Origin of the sequence: Leclercia sp. CFBP8987 (assembly GCF_034044995.2) — a bacterium.
GTDB lineage: Bacteria > Pseudomonadota > Gammaproteobacteria > Enterobacterales > Enterobacteriaceae > Enterobacter > Enterobacter tamurae.
Genome location: NZ_CM188255.1, coordinates 1,274,678 through 1,294,299 on the forward strand (window position 1 = coordinate 1,274,678; position 19,622 = coordinate 1,294,299).

21 protein-coding genes are annotated in these 19,622 nt (G+C 55.1%); 5 read left to right on the plus strand and 16 right to left on the minus strand.

Translation table 11 applies throughout. The features are described from left to right. The first annotated feature begins 66 nt into the window (after window positions 1–66). Both pagP and cspE read left to right on the plus strand, forming a co-directional pair. The gene (gene pagP, locus SOM40_RS05980; protein WP_312079729.1) at window positions 67–642 is read left to right on the plus strand and encodes a lipid IV(A) palmitoyltransferase PagP; all 576 of its coding nucleotides are present in this window, start codon (window positions 67–69) and stop codon (window positions 640–642) included. A 190-nt stretch (window positions 643–832) separates the two neighbouring features. Then, the gene (gene cspE, locus SOM40_RS05985) at window positions 833–1,042 is read left to right on the plus strand and encodes a transcription antiterminator/RNA stability regulator CspE (protein WP_002439184.1); all 210 of its coding nucleotides are present in this window, start codon (window positions 833–835) and stop codon (window positions 1,040–1,042) included. A gap of 219 nt (window positions 1,043–1,261) precedes the next feature. On the opposite strand, the gene crcB is transcribed toward cspE, so the two are convergent. Beyond that, window positions 1,262–1,645, minus strand: coding sequence for a fluoride efflux transporter CrcB (gene crcB, locus SOM40_RS05990; RefSeq protein ID WP_106992321.1), 384 nt, complete (start codon window positions 1,643–1,645; stop codon window positions 1,262–1,264). Between the two features lie 66 nt (window positions 1,646–1,711). Between crcB and SOM40_RS05995 the strand changes: the two genes are divergently transcribed. Together SOM40_RS05995 and tatE are read left to right on the plus strand one after the other, a co-directional pair. Beyond that, a complete protein-coding gene (locus SOM40_RS05995) occupies window positions 1,712–2,500 on the plus strand; it encodes a deaminated glutathione amidase (RefSeq protein WP_320530754.1) in 789 nt (262 codons plus the stop codon). 126 nt (window positions 2,501–2,626) lie between these two features. Beyond that, window positions 2,627–2,830 (plus strand): twin-arginine translocase subunit TatE, encoded by a 204-nt coding sequence (gene tatE / locus SOM40_RS06000; RefSeq protein ID WP_106992803.1) that lies wholly within the window; start codon window positions 2,627–2,629, stop codon window positions 2,828–2,830. 85 nt (window positions 2,831–2,915) lie between these two features. On the opposite strand, the gene lipA is transcribed toward tatE, so the two are convergent. The 14 genes from lipA to leuS form a co-directional block, all read right to left on the minus strand. Further along, window positions 2,916–3,881, minus strand: a complete 966-nt coding sequence (gene lipA / locus SOM40_RS06005; protein ID WP_106992323.1) for a lipoyl synthase — start codon at window positions 3,879–3,881, stop codon at window positions 2,916–2,918. Between the two features lie 207 nt (window positions 3,882–4,088). After that, on the minus strand, window positions 4,089–5,042 hold the full coding sequence (locus SOM40_RS06010) for a YbeF family transcriptional regulator (RefSeq protein ID WP_106992324.1): 954 nt from the start codon (window positions 5,040–5,042) through the stop codon (window positions 4,089–4,091). Between the two features lie 302 nt (window positions 5,043–5,344). After that, on the minus strand, window positions 5,345–5,986 hold the full coding sequence (lipB, locus tag SOM40_RS06015; protein WP_106992325.1) for a lipoyl(octanoyl) transferase LipB: 642 nt from the start codon (window positions 5,984–5,986) through the stop codon (window positions 5,345–5,347). Between the two features lie 92 nt (window positions 5,987–6,078). Beyond that, a complete protein-coding gene (gene ybeD, locus SOM40_RS06020) occupies window positions 6,079–6,342 on the minus strand; it encodes a DUF493 family protein YbeD (protein ID WP_003022706.1) in 264 nt (87 codons plus the stop codon). A 107-nt stretch (window positions 6,343–6,449) separates the two neighbouring features. Further along, window positions 6,450–7,661, minus strand: coding sequence for a D-alanyl-D-alanine carboxypeptidase DacA (dacA, locus tag SOM40_RS06025; protein ID WP_106992326.1), 1,212 nt, complete (start codon window positions 7,659–7,661; stop codon window positions 6,450–6,452). 139 nt (window positions 7,662–7,800) lie between these two features. Beyond that, entirely contained in the window at window positions 7,801–8,922 is a 1,122-nt protein-coding gene (gene rlpA / locus SOM40_RS06030; RefSeq protein ID WP_225759297.1) for an endolytic peptidoglycan transglycosylase RlpA, read from the minus strand. Window positions 8,923–8,932: 10 nt separating this feature from the next. Continuing rightward, the gene (gene mrdB / locus SOM40_RS06035; RefSeq protein WP_106992328.1) at window positions 8,933–10,045 is read right to left on the minus strand and encodes a peptidoglycan glycosyltransferase MrdB; all 1,113 of its coding nucleotides are present in this window, start codon (window positions 10,043–10,045) and stop codon (window positions 8,933–8,935) included. A 2-nt stretch (window positions 10,046–10,047) separates the two neighbouring features. Then, window positions 10,048–11,949 carry a peptidoglycan DD-transpeptidase MrdA gene (gene mrdA, locus SOM40_RS06040; protein WP_261642262.1) on the minus strand — a complete coding sequence of 634 codons (1,902 nt, stop codon included), beginning with the start codon at window positions 11,947–11,949 and terminating at the stop codon, window positions 10,048–10,050. A gap of 30 nt (window positions 11,950–11,979) precedes the next feature. After that, the gene (gene rlmH / locus SOM40_RS06045; protein ID WP_003858701.1) at window positions 11,980–12,447 is read right to left on the minus strand and encodes a 23S rRNA (pseudouridine(1915)-N(3))-methyltransferase RlmH; all 468 of its coding nucleotides are present in this window, start codon (window positions 12,445–12,447) and stop codon (window positions 11,980–11,982) included. A 3-nt stretch (window positions 12,448–12,450) separates the two neighbouring features. Beyond that, the gene (gene rsfS, locus SOM40_RS06050; RefSeq protein ID WP_032617029.1) at window positions 12,451–12,768 is read right to left on the minus strand and encodes a ribosome silencing factor; all 318 of its coding nucleotides are present in this window, start codon (window positions 12,766–12,768) and stop codon (window positions 12,451–12,453) included. Window positions 12,769–13,038: 270 nt separating this feature from the next. Further along, window positions 13,039–13,692: a nicotinate-nucleotide adenylyltransferase gene (gene nadD, locus SOM40_RS06055; RefSeq protein ID WP_225759296.1), complete on the minus strand. Its 654-nt coding sequence runs from the start codon at window positions 13,690–13,692 to the stop codon at window positions 13,039–13,041. A 3-nt stretch (window positions 13,693–13,695) separates the two neighbouring features. After that, a complete protein-coding gene (gene holA, locus SOM40_RS06060) occupies window positions 13,696–14,727 on the minus strand; it encodes a DNA polymerase III subunit delta (RefSeq protein WP_166181856.1) in 1,032 nt (343 codons plus the stop codon). Then, on the minus strand, window positions 14,727–15,305 hold the full coding sequence (gene lptE / locus SOM40_RS06065; protein WP_225759295.1) for an LPS assembly lipoprotein LptE: 579 nt from the start codon (window positions 15,303–15,305) through the stop codon (window positions 14,727–14,729). Before lptE ends, holA begins: the two co-directional genes overlap by 1 nt. 14 nt (window positions 15,306–15,319) lie before the next feature. After that, window positions 15,320–17,902: a leucine--tRNA ligase gene (gene leuS / locus SOM40_RS06070; protein WP_146145493.1), complete on the minus strand. Its 2,583-nt coding sequence runs from the start codon at window positions 17,900–17,902 to the stop codon at window positions 15,320–15,322. A gap of 213 nt (window positions 17,903–18,115) precedes the next feature. On the opposite strand from leuS, the gene SOM40_RS06075 reads away from it, so the two are divergent. Next, a complete protein-coding gene (locus tag SOM40_RS06075) occupies window positions 18,116–18,598 on the plus strand; it encodes a zinc ribbon-containing protein (protein WP_106992804.1) in 483 nt (160 codons plus the stop codon). Between the two features lie 51 nt (window positions 18,599–18,649). Here the strand turns inward: SOM40_RS06075 and rihA are convergent, their stop codons facing one another. Further along, on the minus strand, window positions 18,650–19,588 hold the full coding sequence (gene rihA, locus SOM40_RS06080) for a pyrimidine-specific ribonucleoside hydrolase RihA (protein ID WP_106992334.1): 939 nt from the start codon (window positions 19,586–19,588) through the stop codon (window positions 18,650–18,652). Window positions 19,589–19,622 lie beyond the last annotated feature (34 nt).

Consider the following 19,622-nt stretch of genomic DNA (forward strand, 5'->3'; position numbering starts at 1 on the left):
CGCCTTGATTCCATTCAACTATTCTAGGCCAGAACACCCGGCGAATAGTTAAGTGGTAACAGGATTGTGACAGTTATTAATAATTTCTTTCTTATTTTTACTTTTATTTTTGCTCAGTTAACATTTTCAACTGCGGCAACGGCTAAAGACGTGCCCCCTCTCAGAGCTTGGGTCAAAACGATTCATAACGATATGATTGAGACCTGGGAAGCGCCTCAGCATTACGATCTCTACGTGCCCGCCATTACCTGGCATGCCCGCTTCGCTTACGACAAAGAGAAGACCGATCGCTACAACGAGCGACCGTGGGGCGCGGGGTTTGGCCAGTCACGCTGGGATGAAAAAGGTAACTGGCATGGCCTTTACGCGATGGCATTTAAAGACTCCTACAATAAATGGGAGCCGATTGCGGGCTACGGCTGGGAGAAAACCTGGCGCCCGCTGAACGATGATAACCTCCATCTGGGGCTGGGCTTTACCGCTGCCGTAACGGCGCGTGATAACTGGAATTACATCCCCGTTCCGTTGGTCCTGCCGCTGGCCTCAGTAGGGTACGGCCCGGCTACGTTCCAGATGACCTATATCCCGGGAACCTATAACAACGGCAACGTTTACTTTGCCTGGATGCGCTTTCAGTTTTAGCTGAAAAAACGTTACATGCTGGTGATTTAATAGCCACTTATTGAAGAGTAAAGGATAAAAATTGGGGGCCAAAAATTAACGCGACTTTTGTCACTTTTCTTCAAAAAGGCGCTGGACAAAACCGCTCACAATTGTTGTACTGATACCCGACACAGCATTTGTGTCCAATTTTCATGTAAAGGTAATTTTGATGTCTAAGATTAAAGGTAACGTTAAGTGGTTTAATGAATCCAAAGGATTCGGTTTCATTACTCCGGAAGATGGCAGCAAAGACGTGTTCGTACACTTCTCTGCAATCCAGAGCAATGGTTTCAAAACCCTGGCTGAAGGTCAGCGCGTTGAGTTTGAAATCACTAACGGTGCCAAAGGCCCTTCTGCTGCTAACGTCATCGCACTGTAATTCAGTCGAGACCAGCAAGAATTTCAAAACCCGCTCCCTGAGCGGGTTTTTTTCGTTCTGGCTCAGCTAAACAAGTACAGTCTCAAAAAGCTGGCCAGAATCGCCACGCTCAGCACTACCATCCCCGCATTTGTTATTTTCTCTTTCATTGCGTCACCCTCAGTGTATGTGGTGACAGGTTGCCTGAGAAAAATTAAGCCAACATTAAGGCCGCGGGTTTTAGTGAGCATTTACCGCAGAGATTAACCAAAATGCGAGCGCGGTCATCATTAGCGAACCCAGCAGATTGACCGCAATGTTCAGCAGCGCCCAGGCCGCGCGGCCATCCTGCAGCAGAAAGACCACCTCTGCCGAGAACGTTGAGAAGGTCGTCAGCCCCCCGCAGAAGCCGGTGGTGATTAACAGTTTCCACACCGGATCGATGTGGGTCATTCGGTTAAACCACGCCAGCCCCAGCCCAATGATAAAGGCGCCAATAAGGTTGGCCGTGAGCGTACCGAACGGGATCTGCTGGTGCAGAGGGTTAAGCCGCATGCTTAACAGCCAGCGCGCCACGCTTCCTGTGCCCCCGCCAATAAAAACGGCTAAAAGTAGTTGAAACACGAACAATACCTGCTATTTGATGTGTAAGAACTCAGAGTGTAACGCCGTATAAGGCAAGGGGAAAATATGTACGTTGCGGTTGGACAATTTGCAGTAACGGCAAACTGGCAAAAAAATGCTGAAACCTGCGTGTCGTTGATGGAGCAGGCGGCCGCGAAAGGTGCATCGCTGCTGGTGCTGCCCGAAGCGCTGCTGGCCCGCGATGATAACGATCCCGACCTGTCTGTGAAATCGGCCCAGCCGCTGGACGGCGGCTTTTTAACGATGCTGCTGGCAGAGAGTGCCCGTAACGAATTGACCACAGTGCTGACCGTGCATGTCCCCTCTACCGCGGGCAGGGCGATTAACACCCTGGTCGCCCTGCGTGCCGGACAGATCGTGGCGCAGTATGCCAAGCTGCATCTTTACGATGCGTTCAGCATTCAGGAATCCAGGCTGGTGGACGCGGGAACGATCGTGCCGCCGCTGATCGAAATCGACGGCGTCCGTCTGGGGTTGATGACCTGCTACGATTTGCGCTTCCCGGAGATGGCGTTGAATCTGGCCCTGGCAGGGGCAGACGTTTTGGTTCTGCCTGCGGCATGGGTCAGAGGGACGCTCAAGGAGCACCACTGGTCAACGCTGCTGGCGGCCCGGGCGCTGGACACGACCTGCTATGTGGTGGCGGCAGGGGAGTGCGGCAACAAGAATATTGGCCAGAGTCGCATTATTGACCCTCTGGGCGTGACGATTGCGGGCGCGGCAGAGGGGCCGGCGCTGCTATTAGCCGAGATGAGCCGGGAGCGCATTACGCTGGCGCGTCAGCAGCTGCCGGTCCTGCGCAACCGACGCTTCGCCCCTCCGCAATTAGCGTGACGTTTTTTAAACAACGCTTGATTCACCTTGTTACAGATTGCTATTGTGTGCGGGCGTCAAATGACCGTTAATAACGTCGGGTTTTTAGGGCGCGAAACGCAGCCTGTTTACGTCAAGAAGGTATCTATGGGTGAGATTAGTATTACCAAACTGCTGGTGGTAGCCGCACTGGTTGTCCTGCTGTTTGGTACCAAGAAATTACGTACGCTGGGCGGAGATCTGGGTGCTGCCATCAAAGGCTTTAAGAAGGCGATGAATGACGATGACGCCACGGCGAAGAAAACTGCCGATGCGGAAATCGCGGCCGAGAAACTCTCCCACAAAGAGTAACGGCCATGCCTTAATGGCTTGCGATAGAAAAAAACCGGCTCAGGCCGGTTTTTTTATGGGTGAACTGTAAGTTTTTGTAACGGACCTACTTCACTTCTTCGCCTTTCGCCTGCATATCAGCGTGGTAGGACGAACGAACGAACGGGCCGCAGGCGGCATGGGTGAAGCCCATCGCCATCGCTTCGGCTTTCATTTCGTCAAACTCTTCAGGGCTGACGTAACGCTGCACCGGCAGGTGGTGACGGCTTGGCTGCAGATACTGGCCCAGCGTCAGCATGGTGACGCCGTGGCGACGCAGGTCGCGCATCACTTCAACGATCTCTTCGTTGGTTTCACCCAGACCGACCATCAGACCCGATTTGGTTGGGATCTCCGGATGCGCTTCTTTAAAACGCTCCAGCAGCTTCAGGGACCAGTTGTAATCGGCACCCGGACGAACCTGACGGTAGAGGCGCGGTACGTTTTCCAGATTGTGGTTAAACACGTCTGGCGGGGTGGCGTTGAGGATCTCCAGCGCACGGTCCATACGACCGCGGAAGTCCGGTACCAGGGTTTCGATTTTGATGTTCGGGCTTTTTTCGCGGATAGCGGTGATGCAGTCGGCGAAGTGCTGGGCACCACCGTCGCGCAGATCGTCGCGGTCAACGGAGGTGATAACGACGTAACGCAGCGCCATGTCAGCAATCGTCTGACCCAGTTTCTGCGGCTCATTGGCGTCAGGGGCGACGGGACGGCCATGGGCAACGTCGCAGAACGGGCAGCGGCGGGTACAAATCGCGCCGAGGATCATGAAGGTCGCGGTGCCGTGGTTAAAACATTCAGCAAGGTTCGGGCAGGAGGCTTCTTCACAAACGGAGTGAAGGCCGTTTTTGCGCATCGCTGCTTTAATTCCCTGAATACGCGAAGAGTCCGCCGGAAGTTTGATCTTCATCCAGGCCGGTTTTCTTAACAGCGCTTCGCGCTCCGTAGCCACGTTTTTAACCGGGATTAGGGCCATTTTATCGGCATCACGGTATTTAACACCGCGTTCCATCACAATGGGTTTACTCATAGCGTGCGTCTTCCAGTTGCGAAAATCGAAGGAAAGCGTTTCAATTCAAGGGAATGTTGTATTTATCAACTATTTTTGAACGAACGACAGGCAGTATATCATTGATACGGGCGAGAAAGCAGCCTGCCCGGTCGCCAAATTGTAAAATAGTTGTTGTTTAGTGCCTTTTGTGTGGGCCAGCACAGCCTTGAGGCTAAGGACCCTCTTTCAGAAGGCCTTGCGGATGACGTCAATCAGGTTTTCCAGCACCGGATCGCGCAGGCTCAGCTTGTTGTAATACAGCGAGATTTCAACGCATTCGGCATTGAGCGGGGCGAAGGGGATATGCTCCAGCGGCCAGCAGTGGCGCACCAGGGTAAACAGGCGCTCGGGGATGATACCGATCAGATCGCTGCTGCCGATCAGGGCGGCAATCGTAAAAAGATTGTAACTGCTAAAGTTCACCAGACGTTCCGGGAAAATATCGTTAATACGTTGTCGCAGGCCATTCAGGTTTTGTCCTTCCAGCATCAGCAGCGTTTGCTCGTATTGCTGAAGATTTTCCACCGTGGCGGCCTGGCTCAGTGCCGGATGGTTTTTACGGCAGATGAGCAGCAGTTTGTCTGCAAAAAGGACGTTATGGCTCAGGGCGCGGGCATTCAGGGAGTTGCTGTCAACGATAAGATCGGTCTGGAACTGGGCTAACTGCGTCTCGGCGTCATTAACCGAAATATTGCGTAGCAACAGCTGGGGCGCATGGGCCCTCACGGCCTGGTAGATCTGCGGCAGTACCAGCGCGCCGACGGTCGGAGTGGTACCGATGGTGATGGTGCGCTGCTTATCGTAGCTGCCGGTGAGATCCAGCGCCCCGAGAATCGACTCCAGCCCCTGGCTGATGTATTCGTGCAGATGCGTGGCGTAGGCGGTAGGCGTCACGCCCTGGCCTTTGCGGATAAACAGCGGATCGGGAAAAATGGTGCGTAATTTTTGAATGGACTGGCTGATTGCTGAGGGAGTGAGATTCAGAATTTTCGCAGCATTGACGATCCCTTTGTGAACATACACCGCCTCAAAAATCGTCAATAAGTTGAGATCAATATTACGTAACGTACGAAAAATTTGTGGTTTTGCTTCACTGCCTGGATCGCTCAAGCGCTTACCTGGAGAATTATTATTATCCACGCTATCCCTCCCTAATTATTCACAATATAAATAATAGTTGAATTTAAATAATGTGCTTATTGTTGTGGCTAAACTGTTTTTGACAATTAACATTCTTAAGTATAATCATTGGGTTGTCTAATTTTTGCGCAGGTGTGTTCCACGCCTGTCGGTTAGCCAGGCCGGAGCAGAAAAGAGGTGAATGCTTATAGGCAGGCGCGTTGCGGGTATTTTGAAAATATAGAAACTACGGATTGTTGTAAAGCCTAAAAGCTTTGAATTAAGGATGGCTCATCAAATAATGAGCCAAATGGCGGAAGTGATTAAGCAGTAATATATTTATGGGGTGGATTGTTTAGCAGTGCTAAAAAAGCATTAAGCAAATGAGGACGCGCAATTTCCGGCGTAATGTTCTCTACCCACTGGCGCATTTGCGTCATTTCCATCCCCGCATAACCACAAGGATTGATGCGCCGGAAAGGCGAAAGATCCATATTGATATTTAATGCGAGACCGTGAAAAGAGCACCCTTTACGAATACGCAGACCGAGTGAACATATTTTCATTTCGCCCACATAGACGCCGGGCGCATCCGCGCGCGGGTGCGCATCGATATCAAATTCGGCCAGCGTATTGACCACCGTCTGTTCAAGCAGCGTCACTAGCTCGCGCACGCCGAGTTTTCTGCGCTTCAGGTTGAGCAGGACATACATCACCTGCTGACCCGGCCCGTGGTAGGTGATCTGCCCGCCACGATCGCTCTGGATAACCGGAATATCACCAGGCATCAGCAGATGCTCTGCTTTCCCGGCCTGACCCTGGGTAAAGACCGGAGGATGCTCTACCAGCCAGATCTCATCCGGCGTGTTCTCGTCGCGCGTGTCAGTAAAATCATGCATAGCCTGGGAGACAGGTTCATAGGGCTGCAGCCCAAGCTGGCGGACGAGAATAGTATCCTGATACAAAACGAGATCTCCGAACGAAGGAACAAACTGGAGCGGGGAGTATATCACAGAGGGGAAACAGGTTACCCGGCGATGCGGGTAACCGAAAGGCGTTACAGTACCATGCGAACGATATCGATATTACCGAGCTCTTCGTACAGGGTCTCGACTTGTTCAATATGCGTCGCCGTGATGGTGATAGACACGGAATGGTAGTTGCCTTTGCTGCTTGGTTTCACCGTCGGAGAGTAGTCCCCTGGCGCATGGCGCTGGACCACTTCAACCACCTGATCAACCAGCTCAGGCAACGCCTGCCCCATTACTTTGTAAGTAAATGGAGTAGGGAATTCAAGCAGTTCGTTAAGTTTGGTTTTCATGGGAGCTCCGGCAGTACGTCAAAAAAAGAATAACTCCCACGTCGGGTGGGAGTTATCAGGTTACATAGTATATGGGGATGGAAATCACACTTTCAAGTGTTCAATTCTTAACCAAACCAGTGATGGAACATCAGTTTAATGTAATCAATGATTTTGCCGAAGAAATTGCCTTCCGGGATTTCGTCCAGCACCACCAGTGGGCGCTGATCGATGGTTTTGCCATCAAGCTGGAAGTTGATGGTGCCCACGACCTGGTTTTTCTTCAGCGGAGCGTGCAGCTCGCTGGCGGTGAGGACATAGCTGGCCTTCAGATCTTTCATGCGGCCGCGTGGAATTGTCAGGTAGAGATCTTTATCAACACCCAGGGAGGCGCGGTCGTTATCACCAAACCATACCGGCTCAGAGGCGAACTCTTTGCCCGCTTTCAGTGGGTTCACGGTTTCGAAGAAGCGGAAGCCCCAGGTGAGCAGTTTTTTGCTCTCGGTTTCACGCCCTTTGAAGGTACGACCACCCATCACCGCAGAGATCAGACGCATCTGGCCTTCGGTGGCAGAGGCGACCAGGTTGTAACCGGCTTTATCGGTGTGCCCGGTTTTGATGCCGTCAACGTTCAGGCTGTTGTCCCACAACAGACCGTTGCGGTTGGTCTGGCGGATACCGTTAAAGGTGAACTCTTTCTCTTTGTAGATCGTGTATTCGTTCGGCACGTCACGGATCAGCGCCTGGCCAATCAGGGCCATATCGCGCGCCGAGCTGTACTGACCCTCAGCATCCAGGCCGTGTACGGTCTGGAAGTGGCTATTTTTCAGACCCAGCGCGGAAACGTAGCTGTTCATCAGACCCACAAAGGCGTCCTGGCTGCCCGCGGCAAAGTCGGCCATTGCCACACAGGCGTCGTTACCGGACTGCAGGTTGATACCACGGATCAGCTGGGAGACAGGCACCTGCATGCCGGGTTTCAGGAACATCAACGATGAGCCCTTGAACACCGGGTTGCCGGTGGCCCACGCATCGTTGCCGATGGTCACCAGGTCGGTTTCTTTGAATTTACCTGCTTTCATGGCCTGACCGATGACGTAGCTGGTCATCATTTTGGTCAGACTAGCCGGGTCGCGTCGTGAATCCGCGTTCTGCTCAGCCAACACTTTGCCGGAGTTGTAATCGATCAGGATGTAGGATTCCGCATCGATCTGCGGAACGCCCGGGATCATGGTCTTGATATTCAGGTCATCGGCGTGAGCAACAGAGAGCGTGGCTGCACAAAGCGCCGTAGTGAGCGCCATGCGCTGCATAAAACGAGCGGAGAAAGTGGTCTTCATGGTTAGAAAAACGACATCCGTGATGGAATTAAAAAAAGTGCCTTACTATAGCAAATGCTATACAGGCCGGCATCCGACTTTCGGCATGAGAGTGTGAATCAACATGACAAATACTGACAATTCGGATACCGCCGATTAATCATTTCGCAACAGCGATAAATGACTGTAACTGCGCTTCATTCTGCAGACGTTGCTGTAAAGCTGCCGCCTGAGATTTGCTGGCAAACGGACCCAGCTGAATACGCCATACCGCGCCATTTTGCTCAACGCGACCCGGTACGCCAAACTGCTGGCCGAGGCGCTGCTGATACTGCTGGGCACGTGCCTGGTCGCTGACTGCGCCAACCTGAACGACGTAGCCACCGGCCTGGGCAGGGGCAGAAACGGGCGCCGTCACCGGAGCCTGAGTCGGGGCAGAGACAGGTGCCGTCACCGGAGCCGTCTGGTTCACCGGCGCGGTGACAACCGGCTGAGGTGCAGGCGGTTCGCTGCCTTCCAGCACGCCGGAGGCGAGGGTGGTTGGAGCGCCAAGGAAACCGCTGCTGCTGACCGGCGCGCCCATGCTGTCTTCGCTTTTCAGCGTGTCGTTACTGATGGCATGTACGTCACCCTGCGGTGCAGGTTCGGAAACGGACGACGCGCCACCCATACCGCTGCTCAGGTCGGGACGCGCGGGCAGGGCATAAGTCTGTTTAGCCACGGTGGTACAGGCCATACCCGGGCCGGAGAGCGAACCGTCCTGAGCGACAATAATCGGGTCGATACGCACTTTGGTGTTGTTGGAGGTATTCAGGCGGTCGGCCGCGGCGCGCGACAGCGAGATCGCGCGGTCATTGCCGTAAGGACCACGATCGTTGATACGCACTACGATCATCCGGCCATTCGCCAGGTTGGTGATACGCGCATAGCTTGGGATCGGCAGCGTCGGGTGCGCAGCAGTGAGCTGCATCGGATCGAAAGCTTCGCCGCTGGCGGTCAGGTTGCTTCCCGGCTCAGCGTCATAAATTGCTGCCAGGCCTGCCTGACTGAATCGGGAAAGGTCCTGAACGATTTTGTAGCTTTTACCGTCGCGTTCGTAATCCTGATTGGCGGTGGCGCTCAGCGGTTCGAAACGCGGATCGGCTCCGCTGATCTCAACCACCGGACCATTACATACCGCTGGCTGCGGTGGTGCGACGGTCGCTTGCTGCTGACCATCGTCACTTGTACAGGCTGCCAGTAAACTCACTGCGATGCAGATCCCAGACCACTGCTTACGCATTGCGTGCCCCTTATACGCTTTTTGACAACATTTTTCTGTGTGTGTGGATCGACATCACGATCCCGAACCCGGCCATCAGAACGATCAGGGCCGAGCCTCCATAACTCACCAGGGGAAGCGGTACGCCTACCACCGGCAGAATACCGCTCACCATACCAATATTTACGAAAACATAAACGAATAAAATCAACATCAAGCCACCGGCCATTACCCGGCCAAAGGTGGTTTGCGCCCGGGCGGCAATCCACAATCCGCGCATGATTAACAGCAGGTACAGCGCCAGCAGGATCAGAATCCCGACCAGACCTAACTCTTCCGCCAGAACCGCAAAGATAAAGTCGGTGTGGCGTTCGGGCAGAAACTCAAGCTGCGACTGAGTACCGTGCAGCCAGCCCTTACCGCGCAGGCCGCCAGAGCCGATTGCAATCTTCGACTGTATAATATGATAGCCTGCCCCGAGCGGGTCGCTTTCCGGATCGAGCAACATCATCACGCGTTGGCGCTGATAATCGTGCATCAGGAAGAACCACAGGATCGGGATAAAGGCCGCAAGTAACACTGCCGCAATGCCAATAAGCCGCCAGCTGAGTCCGGAAAGGAACAGCACGAACAGACCGGAAAGGGCGATCAGAATCGAGGTACCGAGGTCCGGCTGGGCGGCTACCAGCAGCGTCGGCAGGAAGATCAGCACCAGCGCGATAGCGGTGTTTTTCAGCGACGGCGGACAGACATCACGGTTAATAAAGCGGGCCACCATCAGCGGAACGGCGATTTTCGCAATCTCAGAGGGCTGAAAACGCACAATACCGAGATCGAGCCAGCGCTGTGCGCCTTTCGAGATGGCGCCAAAGGCATCCACCGCCACCAGTAGAATGATACAGAAGATATAGAGATAGGGCGCCCAGCCTTCGTAGACGCGCGGCGGGATCTGCGCCATCACCACCATCACCACCAGACCCATGGTAATCTGGCCGATTTTACGTTCCGTCATGCCGAGATCCTGGCCGCTGGCACTCCAGATGACCATGGCACTGTAGACCAGCAGCGCCAGCAGGATCAGCAGCATGGCCGGGTCGATGTGGATCTTGTCCCACAGCGATTTTTTATTCGGATTATCCGTCACGATTATTGGTCCTCCGCGCCGGCGGTTGCCGGGCTTTCACTCGGCAGTTCAGTGTTGTTATCACCCAGCATGATGTGATCAAGGATCTGGCGCATGATAGTACCGACCGCCGGGCCGGCACCGCCGTTTTCCAGAATAATCGACACCGCCACCTGCGGGTTTTCGTATGGAGCAAACGCAATCATCAGCTTGTGGTCACGCAGACGTTCAGCGATTTTATGCGCGTTATAGGTTTCATTCGCTTTCAGACCAAAGACCTGCGCGGTACCGGATTTTGCCGCGATTTTATACGGCGCACCGGCAAAGTATTTGTGTGCTGTACCGTTGGCGCGGTTGGCTACGCCATACATCCCGTCTTTGGCAATTTCCCAGTAGCCGGAATGGATGTCGCCCACCGGTGGCTCGTGCGGCTGCGACCAGGGTACTTTTTTGCCGTCTTCAACGGTGCTCATCAGCAGGTGCGGCACTTTCACCACCCCGTCGTTGATCAGGATCATCAGCGCTTTGCTCATCTGAATCGGTGTGGCGGTCCAGTAGCCCTGGCCGATCCCCACCGGAATGGTGTCGCCCTGATACCACGGCTTTTTAAAGCGTTTCAGCTTCCATTCACGGGTCGGCATGTTGCCGGAGCGCTCTTCTGAGAGGTCGATACCTGTGTAGTGACCATAGCCAAATTTGCCCATCCATTCTGACAGACGGTCAATGCCCATGTCGTAGGCCACCTGGTAGAAGAAGGTATCCGCCGACTCCTCCAGTGATTTGGTGACATTCAGATGGCCGTGGCCCCACTTCTTCCAGTCGCGGTAGCGTTTTTCCGAGCCAGGCAACTGCCACCAGCCCGGGTCGAAGAGACCGGTATTGCGGGTGATCACCCCCGCGCTTAACGCAGATACCGCCACATAAGGTTTTACCGTGGACGCCGGGGGATAAACACCCTGAGTCGCGCGGTTGATCAACGGCGTGTTCGGGTCGTTAAGCAGGCCCGAATAATCTTTGCTGGAGATACCATCAACGAACAGGTTCGGGTCATAGCTCGGCGTCGAGACCAGGGCCAGAATGCTGCCGCTGCGCGGGTCAGTCACAATGACCGCCGCACGACTGCCTGCCAGCAGGGTTTCGACGTACTGCTGGAGTTTGAGATCCAGGGTCAGATAGATGTCATGCCCGGCCTGAGGCGGCACCTCTTTCAGCTGGCGGATCACCCGGCCACGGTTGTTGACTTCAACCTCTTCGTAACCGGTCTGACCGTGGAGCATATCTTCGTAGTAGCGCTCAATCCCCAGCTTGCCGATATCGTGCGTTGCCGCGTAGTTGGCGAGCTTGCCGTCTTTATCCAGCCTGTCGACATCTTTATCGTTGATTTTCGAGACATAGCCGATGACGTGCGTCAGGGCAGAGCCGTACGGGTAGAAGCGGCGCTTGTAACCTTTGACTTCTACACCGGGAAAGCGGTACTGGTTCACGGCGAAACGGGCTACCTGCACCTCGGTGAGGTTGGTTTTTACCGGAATCGACGTGAAGCGATGCGAGCGGGAGCGCTCTTTTTTGAAAGCGGCAATATCGTCATCATTCAGATCGACCACGCCGCGCAGCGCGTCGAGCGTCTGCTGCACGTTATCGACCTTCTCCGGCATCATTTCAATCTGGTAGATCGTGCGGTTCAGCGCCAGTGGTGTACCGTTGCGATCGTAGATAATGCCGCGGCTTGGGGCGATAGGGACGAGTTTGATGCGGTTTTCGTTGGAGCGGGTCTGGTAATCGGTAAAACGGACAATTTGCAGATTATAGAGGTTGGCGATTAGCACGCCAGTCAGCAGCAAAATCCCCAAAAAGGCGACCACCGCCCGGCGCACGAACAGCGCGGACTCAGCCGTATAGTCGCGAAAAGAATTCTGTAGTTTCATCCGCTGCTTAATTTATCCAGGACGTCATCATTACTCACGGTGATAAGGATGGTTAGTCGTGATGCTCCACGCGCGATAGAGACTTTCAGCAACCAACACCCGAACCAGCGGGTGGGGCAGCGTCAGCGCGGAGAGAGACCAACTCTGTTCTGCTGCCGCTTTGCAGGCGGGAGATAATCCCTCGGGACCGCCAATTAACAGGCTGACGTCGCGACCGTCCTGCTTCCAGCGCTCCAGTTCATGCGCCAGCTGCGGTGTATCCCAGGGCTTGCCCGGAATATCGAGCGTGACGATGCGGTTTTTGCCTGCGGCAGCCAGCATCAGTTCACCCTCTTTGTCGAGAATGCGTTTGATATCTGCGTTTTTGCCGCGTTTGCCGGCGGGGATCTCCACCAGCTCAAACGGCATATCTTTCGGAAAACGACGCAGATATTCAGTAAACCCTGTTTGTACCCAGTCGGGCATTTTTGTGCCGACGGCTACCAGTTGCAGCTTCACGCATTAACCCCAGAGTTTTTCCAGCTCATACAGGCGACGGCTCTCTTCCTGCATGACGTGGACAATCACATCGCCAAGGTCAACAACGACCCAGTCAGCGGTCGCTTCGCCTTCAACGCCCAGCGGCAGCATACCGGCAGCGCGGGATTCCTGCACAACATGGTCAGCGATGGAAGCAACGTGGCGAGTGGAAGTACCGGTGCAGATAATCATGCAATCGGTGATGCTTGATTTGCCCTGAACGTCGATGGCGATGATGTCCTGACCTTTCAGGTCATCAATTTTGTCGATAACAAAATCCTGGAGTGCTTTACCCTGCAAGTTTTCCCCCTGGGAAAGTGAGATTGAATAACTGTAAATTCGTAGCCAGACAGTATACCTGAACTGGCCGCAGTGTCGGGACTAATGTCACCGGACGGGCCTGCGAAGGCGGGTATCATCCCACCCTATGCCGGAGATTGCATCGCCATTTTTGTAAAACAGTTTTTGTAAAACAGTGCTGGCGGGAAGTCTGGCAGCGGAGGATATCAGCCTGGACGGGGGTGTCAATGCTGAGAGCGCGAATGGCGCGCTTTTTCTCCCGGCGTCCAGTCAGTTGCTGCTTTTCTGATACAGACCCTGCTGTTGAATGTAACGTAGCACCGCCGCCGGTAACATCTCATCACAGGGGAGTCCCTGCTGCAGACGCTGGCGGATCTGCGTGGCCGAAATATCAAACCACGGCGTTTCCGCCAGATAGATTTTACCGGCTGGCAGGGTATGCAGATCTTCAGCCTGATATGTCAGGTGCTGCTCCAGCCACTGTTGATGCTGCTCCTCTTTCATCGCCAGCGGATAACCCGGACGACGACAGACGATCAAATGGCTGTTATCGAGGATCGTCTGATACTGATACCAGCCTGGAAAGCTAAGCAGTGAGTCCTGGCCGATGATAAAGGCCAGCGGTCTCTCCGGCCCCTGTTCGCTGCGCCACTCCTGCAGGGTTTGCGCGGTATAGGACGGGCTGTCCCGACGCAGTTCACGCTCGTCGAGGTGAAACAGCGGCTTATCGGCAATCGCCAGCTCCAGCATCGTTTTGCGCTGTGCGGCGCTGGCTTCAGGCTGGGGACGGTGCGGCGGCACGTTGTTCGGCATAATAGTGACGCGCTGCAGACCAATCTGGTTCGCCAGAATTTCGACCGGTTTCAGATGCCCGTAGTGGATCGGGTCAAAGGTGCCGCCAAACAGAGCCTGGAGAGAGTGCATCTCTTACCCTTCTATAAAGATATCGGCCAGCGCCTTGTGGCACAGCAGCAGCGAAAGGCTTTCCAGCTCGGACCAGATCGACTGGCCGTAATCCTGCTTCAGGGTCAGCTCGGTACGCGTCAGCAGCTGAACGGCCTGGCGCAGCTGTTCCGGGCTCAGGCGGTTCAGGGCCTCGGTGGTCATGCCGCGACGGTTCTGCCAGACCCGGTGTTTATCAAACAGCGCACGCAGGGGCGTATGTGCCGACTGACGTTTCAGGGTCAGGAGCAGCAACAGTTCACGCTGCAGGGTTCTGAGCAGGATCACCGGCTCACTGCCTTCGAGACGCAGCTGTTGCAGGATATGCAGGGCGCGCTTGCTCTTCGCCGAGAGCAGGGCATCGACCCAGTGGAAAGGGGTGAAATGGGCTGCGTCGTTGACGGCCTGCTCGACGCGCGGCAGGGTCAGTTTGCCATCCGGCCAGAGCAGCGACAGCCGCTCGAGCGCCTGGGCAAGGGCCAGCAGGTTGCCTTCGTAGCAGTAACAGAGCAGCTGATTCGCCGCGTCATCCAGCTGCAGATTGTTCTGCTTTGCCCGGGCCGCCACCCATTTGGGCAGGTGTGCCTGCTCCGGGGTCTGACAGGTCACCAGTACTGAATGGTTTGCCAGCGCCGTAAACCAGGCGGCATTCTCCTGGGCTTTGGTCAGCTTGTTGCCGCGGACAATCAGCAGAAGATCGTTATGCAGCAGACTTACCAGCGTGGCCAGTTGTTCGTTGATGGCCGCATTAGGGCCGTTTTCCGGTAACTGGATAAGCAGAGTCTGGCGGGCGGCAAAGAGGCTCATCGCCTGACAGAGAGAGAAAATCTCCTGCCAGTCGGTGCTGTTATCCAGGGTGAAACTGTGATGCTCTTCAAAGCCCTGGGTCGCCGCAAGCTGACGTACGGCGTCCTGGCTCTCCTGCAGCAACAGCGGATCGTTTCCGAGAAGCAGATACGCCGCGCGCAGCCCTTCATTGAGCTGCGCGCGGAGTTGTTCAGGGTACAACCTGAGCATTACTGACCCAGCGTCGTGGTGACGCGAGATGAGGATGCCGCTGGCTTAGCCACAGGCTGCGCTTTTAGAGCATTCTCTTTTTCAGCAGTATGGACGCTCGGCAGCTTACGGATCAGCTGCTCTGCTGCCTTGTCATACATTTCGTTAACGATAATGGTCTGCTCAGCATCTTTCGCCAGCGCAGTCTGCGGGTTATCGAAGAACGAACGGTAGACCTTGGTACTGATAGGGTAAATATCGCTACCCGGGATCAACACCGCAGCGTGAACTTCCATCACCATCTGGTATTCCGCAGTACGACCATCCTGGAAGATGGACGCGGTATCCTGGCTCAGGGTATAGCTTAATACGCGGAATGACGGAATATCCTGGCGCAGCGTTCCTTTTTCGATCAGGTCAACGCCGTTAAGGCGCAGTTGGTTACGGATAGAACGGCTCAGCGGACCATTTGGATCGCCCGAATCGAAAATCATGGTTTTCATCTGTTCCGGCACCTGTGTAGTGTTACGCAAGTGCCAGCCACAGCCGGCGGTGACTAACACCGCCAGCGATAACAGTAATGTTGCCAGTTGTCGCACGCTTCCTCCCGCGCTTAGCCAACGACCAGGTTCAGCAGTTTACCGGGCACGTAGATCACTTTACGTACGGTAACGCCATCAAGATACTTCGCCACCAGATGTTCCTGGCCGGCGCGTTCACGGACCTGCTCTTCGGTTGCATCAACCGGAACAGTGATTTTACCGCGCACTTTGCCGTTGACCTGCACGACGACCAGCGTGGTGTTTTCCACCATTGCGGATTCATCCGCCACCGGCCACGGTGCATTGTCGATATCGCCTTCGCCGTTCAGCTCCTGCCACAGAGTAAAGCTGGCGTGAGGGGTGAACGGGTTCAGCATACGGACAACCGCCAGCAATGCTTCACGCATCAAGGCACGATCCTGCTCGCCTTCCTGCGGGGCTTTCGCCAGCTTGTTCATCAATTCCATAATAGCCGCAATTGCGGTGTTGAAGGTCTGACGGCGACCAATATCATCGGTTACTTTGGCAATAGTTTTATGAACATCACGACGCAACGCCTGCTGATCTTCCGTCAGGGCTGCGGTATCCAGTGCCGGTGCTTCGCCCTGTGAGGTGTGTTCGTACACCAGTTTCCAGACACGTTTCAGGAAACGGTTAGCCCCTTCAACGCCGGATTCCTGCCACTCGAGGGTCATGTCTGCCGGAGAGGCGAACATCATGAACAGACGCACGGTATCGGCACCGTAACGCTCTACCATCACCTGCGGGTCAATGCCGTTGTTTTTGGACTTCGACATTTTGCTCATGCCGGTATACACCAGCTCGTGACCCGCGGCATCTTTCGCCTTAACGATGCGGCCTTTTTCGTCGCGCTCAACGATGGCATCAACCGGAGAGACCCAGTTACGCTCGCCGTTCACGCCCACGTAGTAGAAGGCATCCGCCAGCACCATGCCCTGACACAGCAGCTGTTTGGCTGGCTCATCAGAGTTCACCAGGCCCGCGTCGCGCATCAGCTTGTGGAAGAAGCGGAAGTAGAGCAGGTGCATGATGGCGTGTTCGATCCCGCCGATGTAGATATCGACCGGCAGCCAGTAGTTTGCTGCATCGGAATCCAGCATGCCTTCCTGATACTGCGGGCAGGTATAACGCGCGTAGTACCAGGAGGACTCCATAAAGGTGTCGAAGGTGTCAGTTTCACGCAGCGCAGGCATGCCGTTCACGGTGGTCTTCGCCCACTCAGGATCGGCTTTGATCGGGCTGGTGATGCCGTCCATGACCACGTCTTCCGGCAGGATCACCGGGAGCTGATCTTCCGGGGTTGGCAGGACGGTGCCGTCTTCCAGGGTAACCATCGGGATTGGTGCGCCCCAGTAACGCTGACGGGAAACACCCCAGTCGCGCAGACGGTAGTTAACTTTACGTTCGCCCACGCCCAGCGCCGTCAGTTTGTCGGCAATGGCGTTGAAGCCCTCTTCAAAGCTCAGGCCGCTGAATTCGCCGGAGTTGAACAGGGTGCCTTTTTCCGTCAGCGCCTGCTCGGACAGATCCGGCTCAGAGCCGTCTGCCGCGAGAATAACCGGCTTGATCGCCAGGCTGTATTTGGTGGCAAATTCGTAGTCGCGCTGATCGTGACCCGGTACGGCCATCACGGCACCCGTACCGTACTCCATCAGCACGAAGTTGGCAGCCCAGACCGGGATCGCTTCGCCGGTCAGCGGATGTGTCGCGTAGAAACCGGTAGCAACGCCTTTCTTCTCCATGGTCGCCATATCGGCTTCGGCCACTTTGGTGTTGCGGCATTCGTCGATGAAGGCAGCCAGTTCCGGATTGTTCTCTGCCGCTTTCTGCGCCAGCGGGTGACCTGCAGCCACGGCCAGGTAGGTCGCACCCATGAAGGTGTCCGGACGGGTGGTGTAAACGGTCAGTTTCTGATCGTAGTTCTCAACGTCGAAGGTGATTTCCACCCCTTCAGAACGGCCGATCCAGTTGCGCTGCATGGTTTTCACGGTATCTGGCCAGTGATCCAGATTGTCCAGGTCGCTCAGCAGTTCATCGGCGTAAGCGGTGATTTTGATAAACCACTGTGGGATCTCTTTACGCTCTACTTTGGTGTCGCAGCGCCAGCAGCAGCCGTCGATGACCTGTTCGTTGGCCAGAACGGTCTGATCGTTCGGGCACCAGTTAACGGCGGAGGTTTTCTTGTAGACCAGCCCTTTTTTATAGAGCTCGGTGAAGAACTTCTGCTCCCAGCGGTAGTATTCCGGGGTGCAGGTCGCCAGCTCGCGGCTCCAGTCATAGCCAAAGCCCAGCATCTTGAGCTGGTTTTTCATGTAGGCGATGTTGTCGTAGGTCCACGGAGCAGGCGCGGTATTGTTTTTTACCGCCGCACCTTCAGCAGGCAGACCAAACGCATCCCAGCCGATCGGCTGCAGGACGTTTTTACCCAGCATGCGCTGATAGCGAGCGATCACATCACCGATGGTGTAGTTACGCACGTGGCCCATGTGTAGTCGGCCAGAAGGATAGGGAAGCATCGACAGGCAGTAATACTTCTCTTTGCTCTCGTCTTCGGTGACTTCAAAAGTGCGCTTCTCGTCCCAGTGTTGCTGGACTTTCGATTCTATCTCTTCCGGGCGGTATTGCTCTTGCATGGCAGCCAGTGGTCCTGTGTTCAATACAGCTACAAACGTAGCCAATGGATGTGGTAATTCAGATCCGCATAGCATAGCCCAAACGCCCGCGTCAAAACAGCCTTTACCTCAAAAGCGCCTTGCAGGAATTTACGCAGAGTGTGGATGACCTGACAAAGCGGGGCGCAAATAAGGTCTATCATTAGAGAGAGTTACTTACCCGGGAGGCAAATGATGAACAAGGTTGCTCAATTTTACCGTGAACTGGTCGCCACATTAACTGAACGTCTGCGTAATGGTGAGCGTGATATTGATGCGCTCGTCGAACAGGCGCGCCTGAGGGTGATGCAGACGGGTGAGTTAACACGTACCGAAGTGGAGGAGGTGACCCGCGCGGTGCGTCGGGATCTGGAGGAGTTCGCCCGCAGCTACGAAGAGAGCCAGGATGAGGTCGCTGACAGCGTCTTTATGCGGGTAATCAAAGAGAGTCTGTGGCAGGAGCTAGCAGATATTACCGATAAAACGCAGCTGGAGTGGCGCGAGGTGTTCCAGGATCTTAACCATCACGGCGTGTATCACAGTGGGGAGGTGGTTGGGCTCGGCAATCTGGTGTGTGAAAATTGTCACTTCCATCTGGCGGTTTATACCCCCGACCTGCTGCCGGTCTGTCCGAAGTGCGGTCACGACCAGTTCCAGCGTCGTCCGTTTGAGCCTTAGCAGTGATAATAACGATGCGTCATCTGACGCATCGTTATTATCCGCATAAGACTACGAACGATAAAACGCGAGTCTTTCTGCCAGTAAATCAACGAAGGCCTGGCGATCGATATTCAGCATGATCTCGGTGTTGGGTTCGTTACCGCTAAGGAAATAATAATCCACCACCGTCATACCCTGAGTATATTTCCCCTGCGTTTCGACGCCGACCCAGCGTCTGGCGGTGGTGAATATCTCCGGCTTCAGCAGCCAGGCGATGGTGCAAGGGTCGTGCAGCGGTGCGCCCTGGAAACCCCATTTTTCCGTCTTGTGATACTCCATAAAGAAATCGAGCAGTTCCGCTACGGTGCGGGCCACGGGGTTATTGATCGCACGAAAACGCTCAATATCTTCCGCCATGATTTGCGCGTTGTGCGTTACATCTAGTCCGGCCATCACCACCGGAATACCGGACTGGAAGACGATTTCAGCCGCTTCAGGATCGACAAAGATGTTGAATTCAGCGGCAGGGGTCCAGTTACCCAGCCCCATGGCGCCGCCCATGATCACAATCCGGGCGATTTTCGCATGCAGCTCCGGATGGCTGTTCAGCAGCAGGGCGACGTTAGTTTGCGGACCGGTAGCCACCAGCGTCACCGGTTCGGCGCTTTCGCGCAGTATCTTCGCTATCAGCTCTACGGCCGTGCAATGTTGCGGAGCAAAGCCCGGCTCGGGCAGGGCGGGGCCATCAAGACCGCTTTCACCGTGCACGTTGTCCGCAATAATGAGCTCCCGCATTAACGGCTTAACGGCACCGCCGGCTACCGGGATATCGGTGCGCTTTAGCAGCGTGAGCATGCGCAGGACATTACGCAGCGTTTTGTCCGGGGTCTGGTTTCCGGCTGAGGAGGTAACGGCTTTGACATCAAGTTCTGGTGAGGCGAGGGCAAGGACGAGTGCTATCGCGTCGTCATGACCCGGATCGCAATCGAGGATAATGGGCAGTGCCATAGAATTCTCCATTTCTCAGTGTTGTTTTGTGGCA

What these genes read in the sequence shown, in the direction of transcription:
- cspE (WP_002439184.1), top strand. Translation starts at nt 833, where the DNA reads ATGTCTAAGATTAAAGGTAACGTTAAGTGGTTTAATGAATCCAAAGGA.
- SOM40_RS05995 (WP_320530754.1), top strand. Translation starts at nt 1,712, where the DNA reads ATGTACGTTGCGGTTGGACAATTTGCAGTAACGGCAAACTGGCAAAAA.
- tatE (WP_106992803.1), top strand. Translation starts at nt 2,627, where the DNA reads ATGGGTGAGATTAGTATTACCAAACTGCTGGTGGTAGCCGCACTGGTT.
- lipA (WP_106992323.1), bottom strand. Translation starts at nt 3,881, where the DNA reads ATGAGTAAACCCATTGTGATGGAACGCGGTGTTAAATACCGTGATGCC.
- ybeD (WP_003022706.1), bottom strand. Translation starts at nt 6,342, where the DNA reads ATGAAAACCAAACTTAACGAACTGCTTGAATTCCCTACTCCATTTACT.
- dacA (WP_106992326.1), bottom strand. Translation starts at nt 7,661, where the DNA reads ATGAAGACCACTTTCTCCGCTCGTTTTATGCAGCGCATGGCGCTCACT.
- rlpA (WP_225759297.1), bottom strand. Translation starts at nt 8,922, where the DNA reads ATGCGTAAGCAGTGGTCTGGGATCTGCATCGCAGTGAGTTTACTGGCA.
- mrdA (WP_261642262.1), bottom strand. Translation starts at nt 11,949, where the DNA reads ATGAAACTACAGAATTCTTTTCGCGACTATACGGCTGAGTCCGCGCTG.
- nadD (WP_225759296.1), bottom strand. Translation starts at nt 13,692, where the DNA reads ATGCACTCTCTCCAGGCTCTGTTTGGCGGCACCTTTGACCCGATCCAC.
- holA (WP_166181856.1), bottom strand. Translation starts at nt 14,727, where the DNA reads ATGCTCAGGTTGTACCCTGAACAACTCCGCGCGCAGCTCAATGAAGGG.
- leuS (WP_146145493.1), bottom strand. Translation starts at nt 17,902, where the DNA reads ATGCAAGAGCAATACCGCCCGGAAGAGATAGAATCGAAAGTCCAGCAA.
- SOM40_RS06075 (WP_106992804.1), top strand. Translation starts at nt 18,116, where the DNA reads ATGAACAAGGTTGCTCAATTTTACCGTGAACTGGTCGCCACATTAACT.
- rihA (WP_106992334.1), bottom strand. Translation starts at nt 19,588, where the DNA reads ATGGCACTGCCCATTATCCTCGATTGCGATCCGGGTCATGACGACGCG.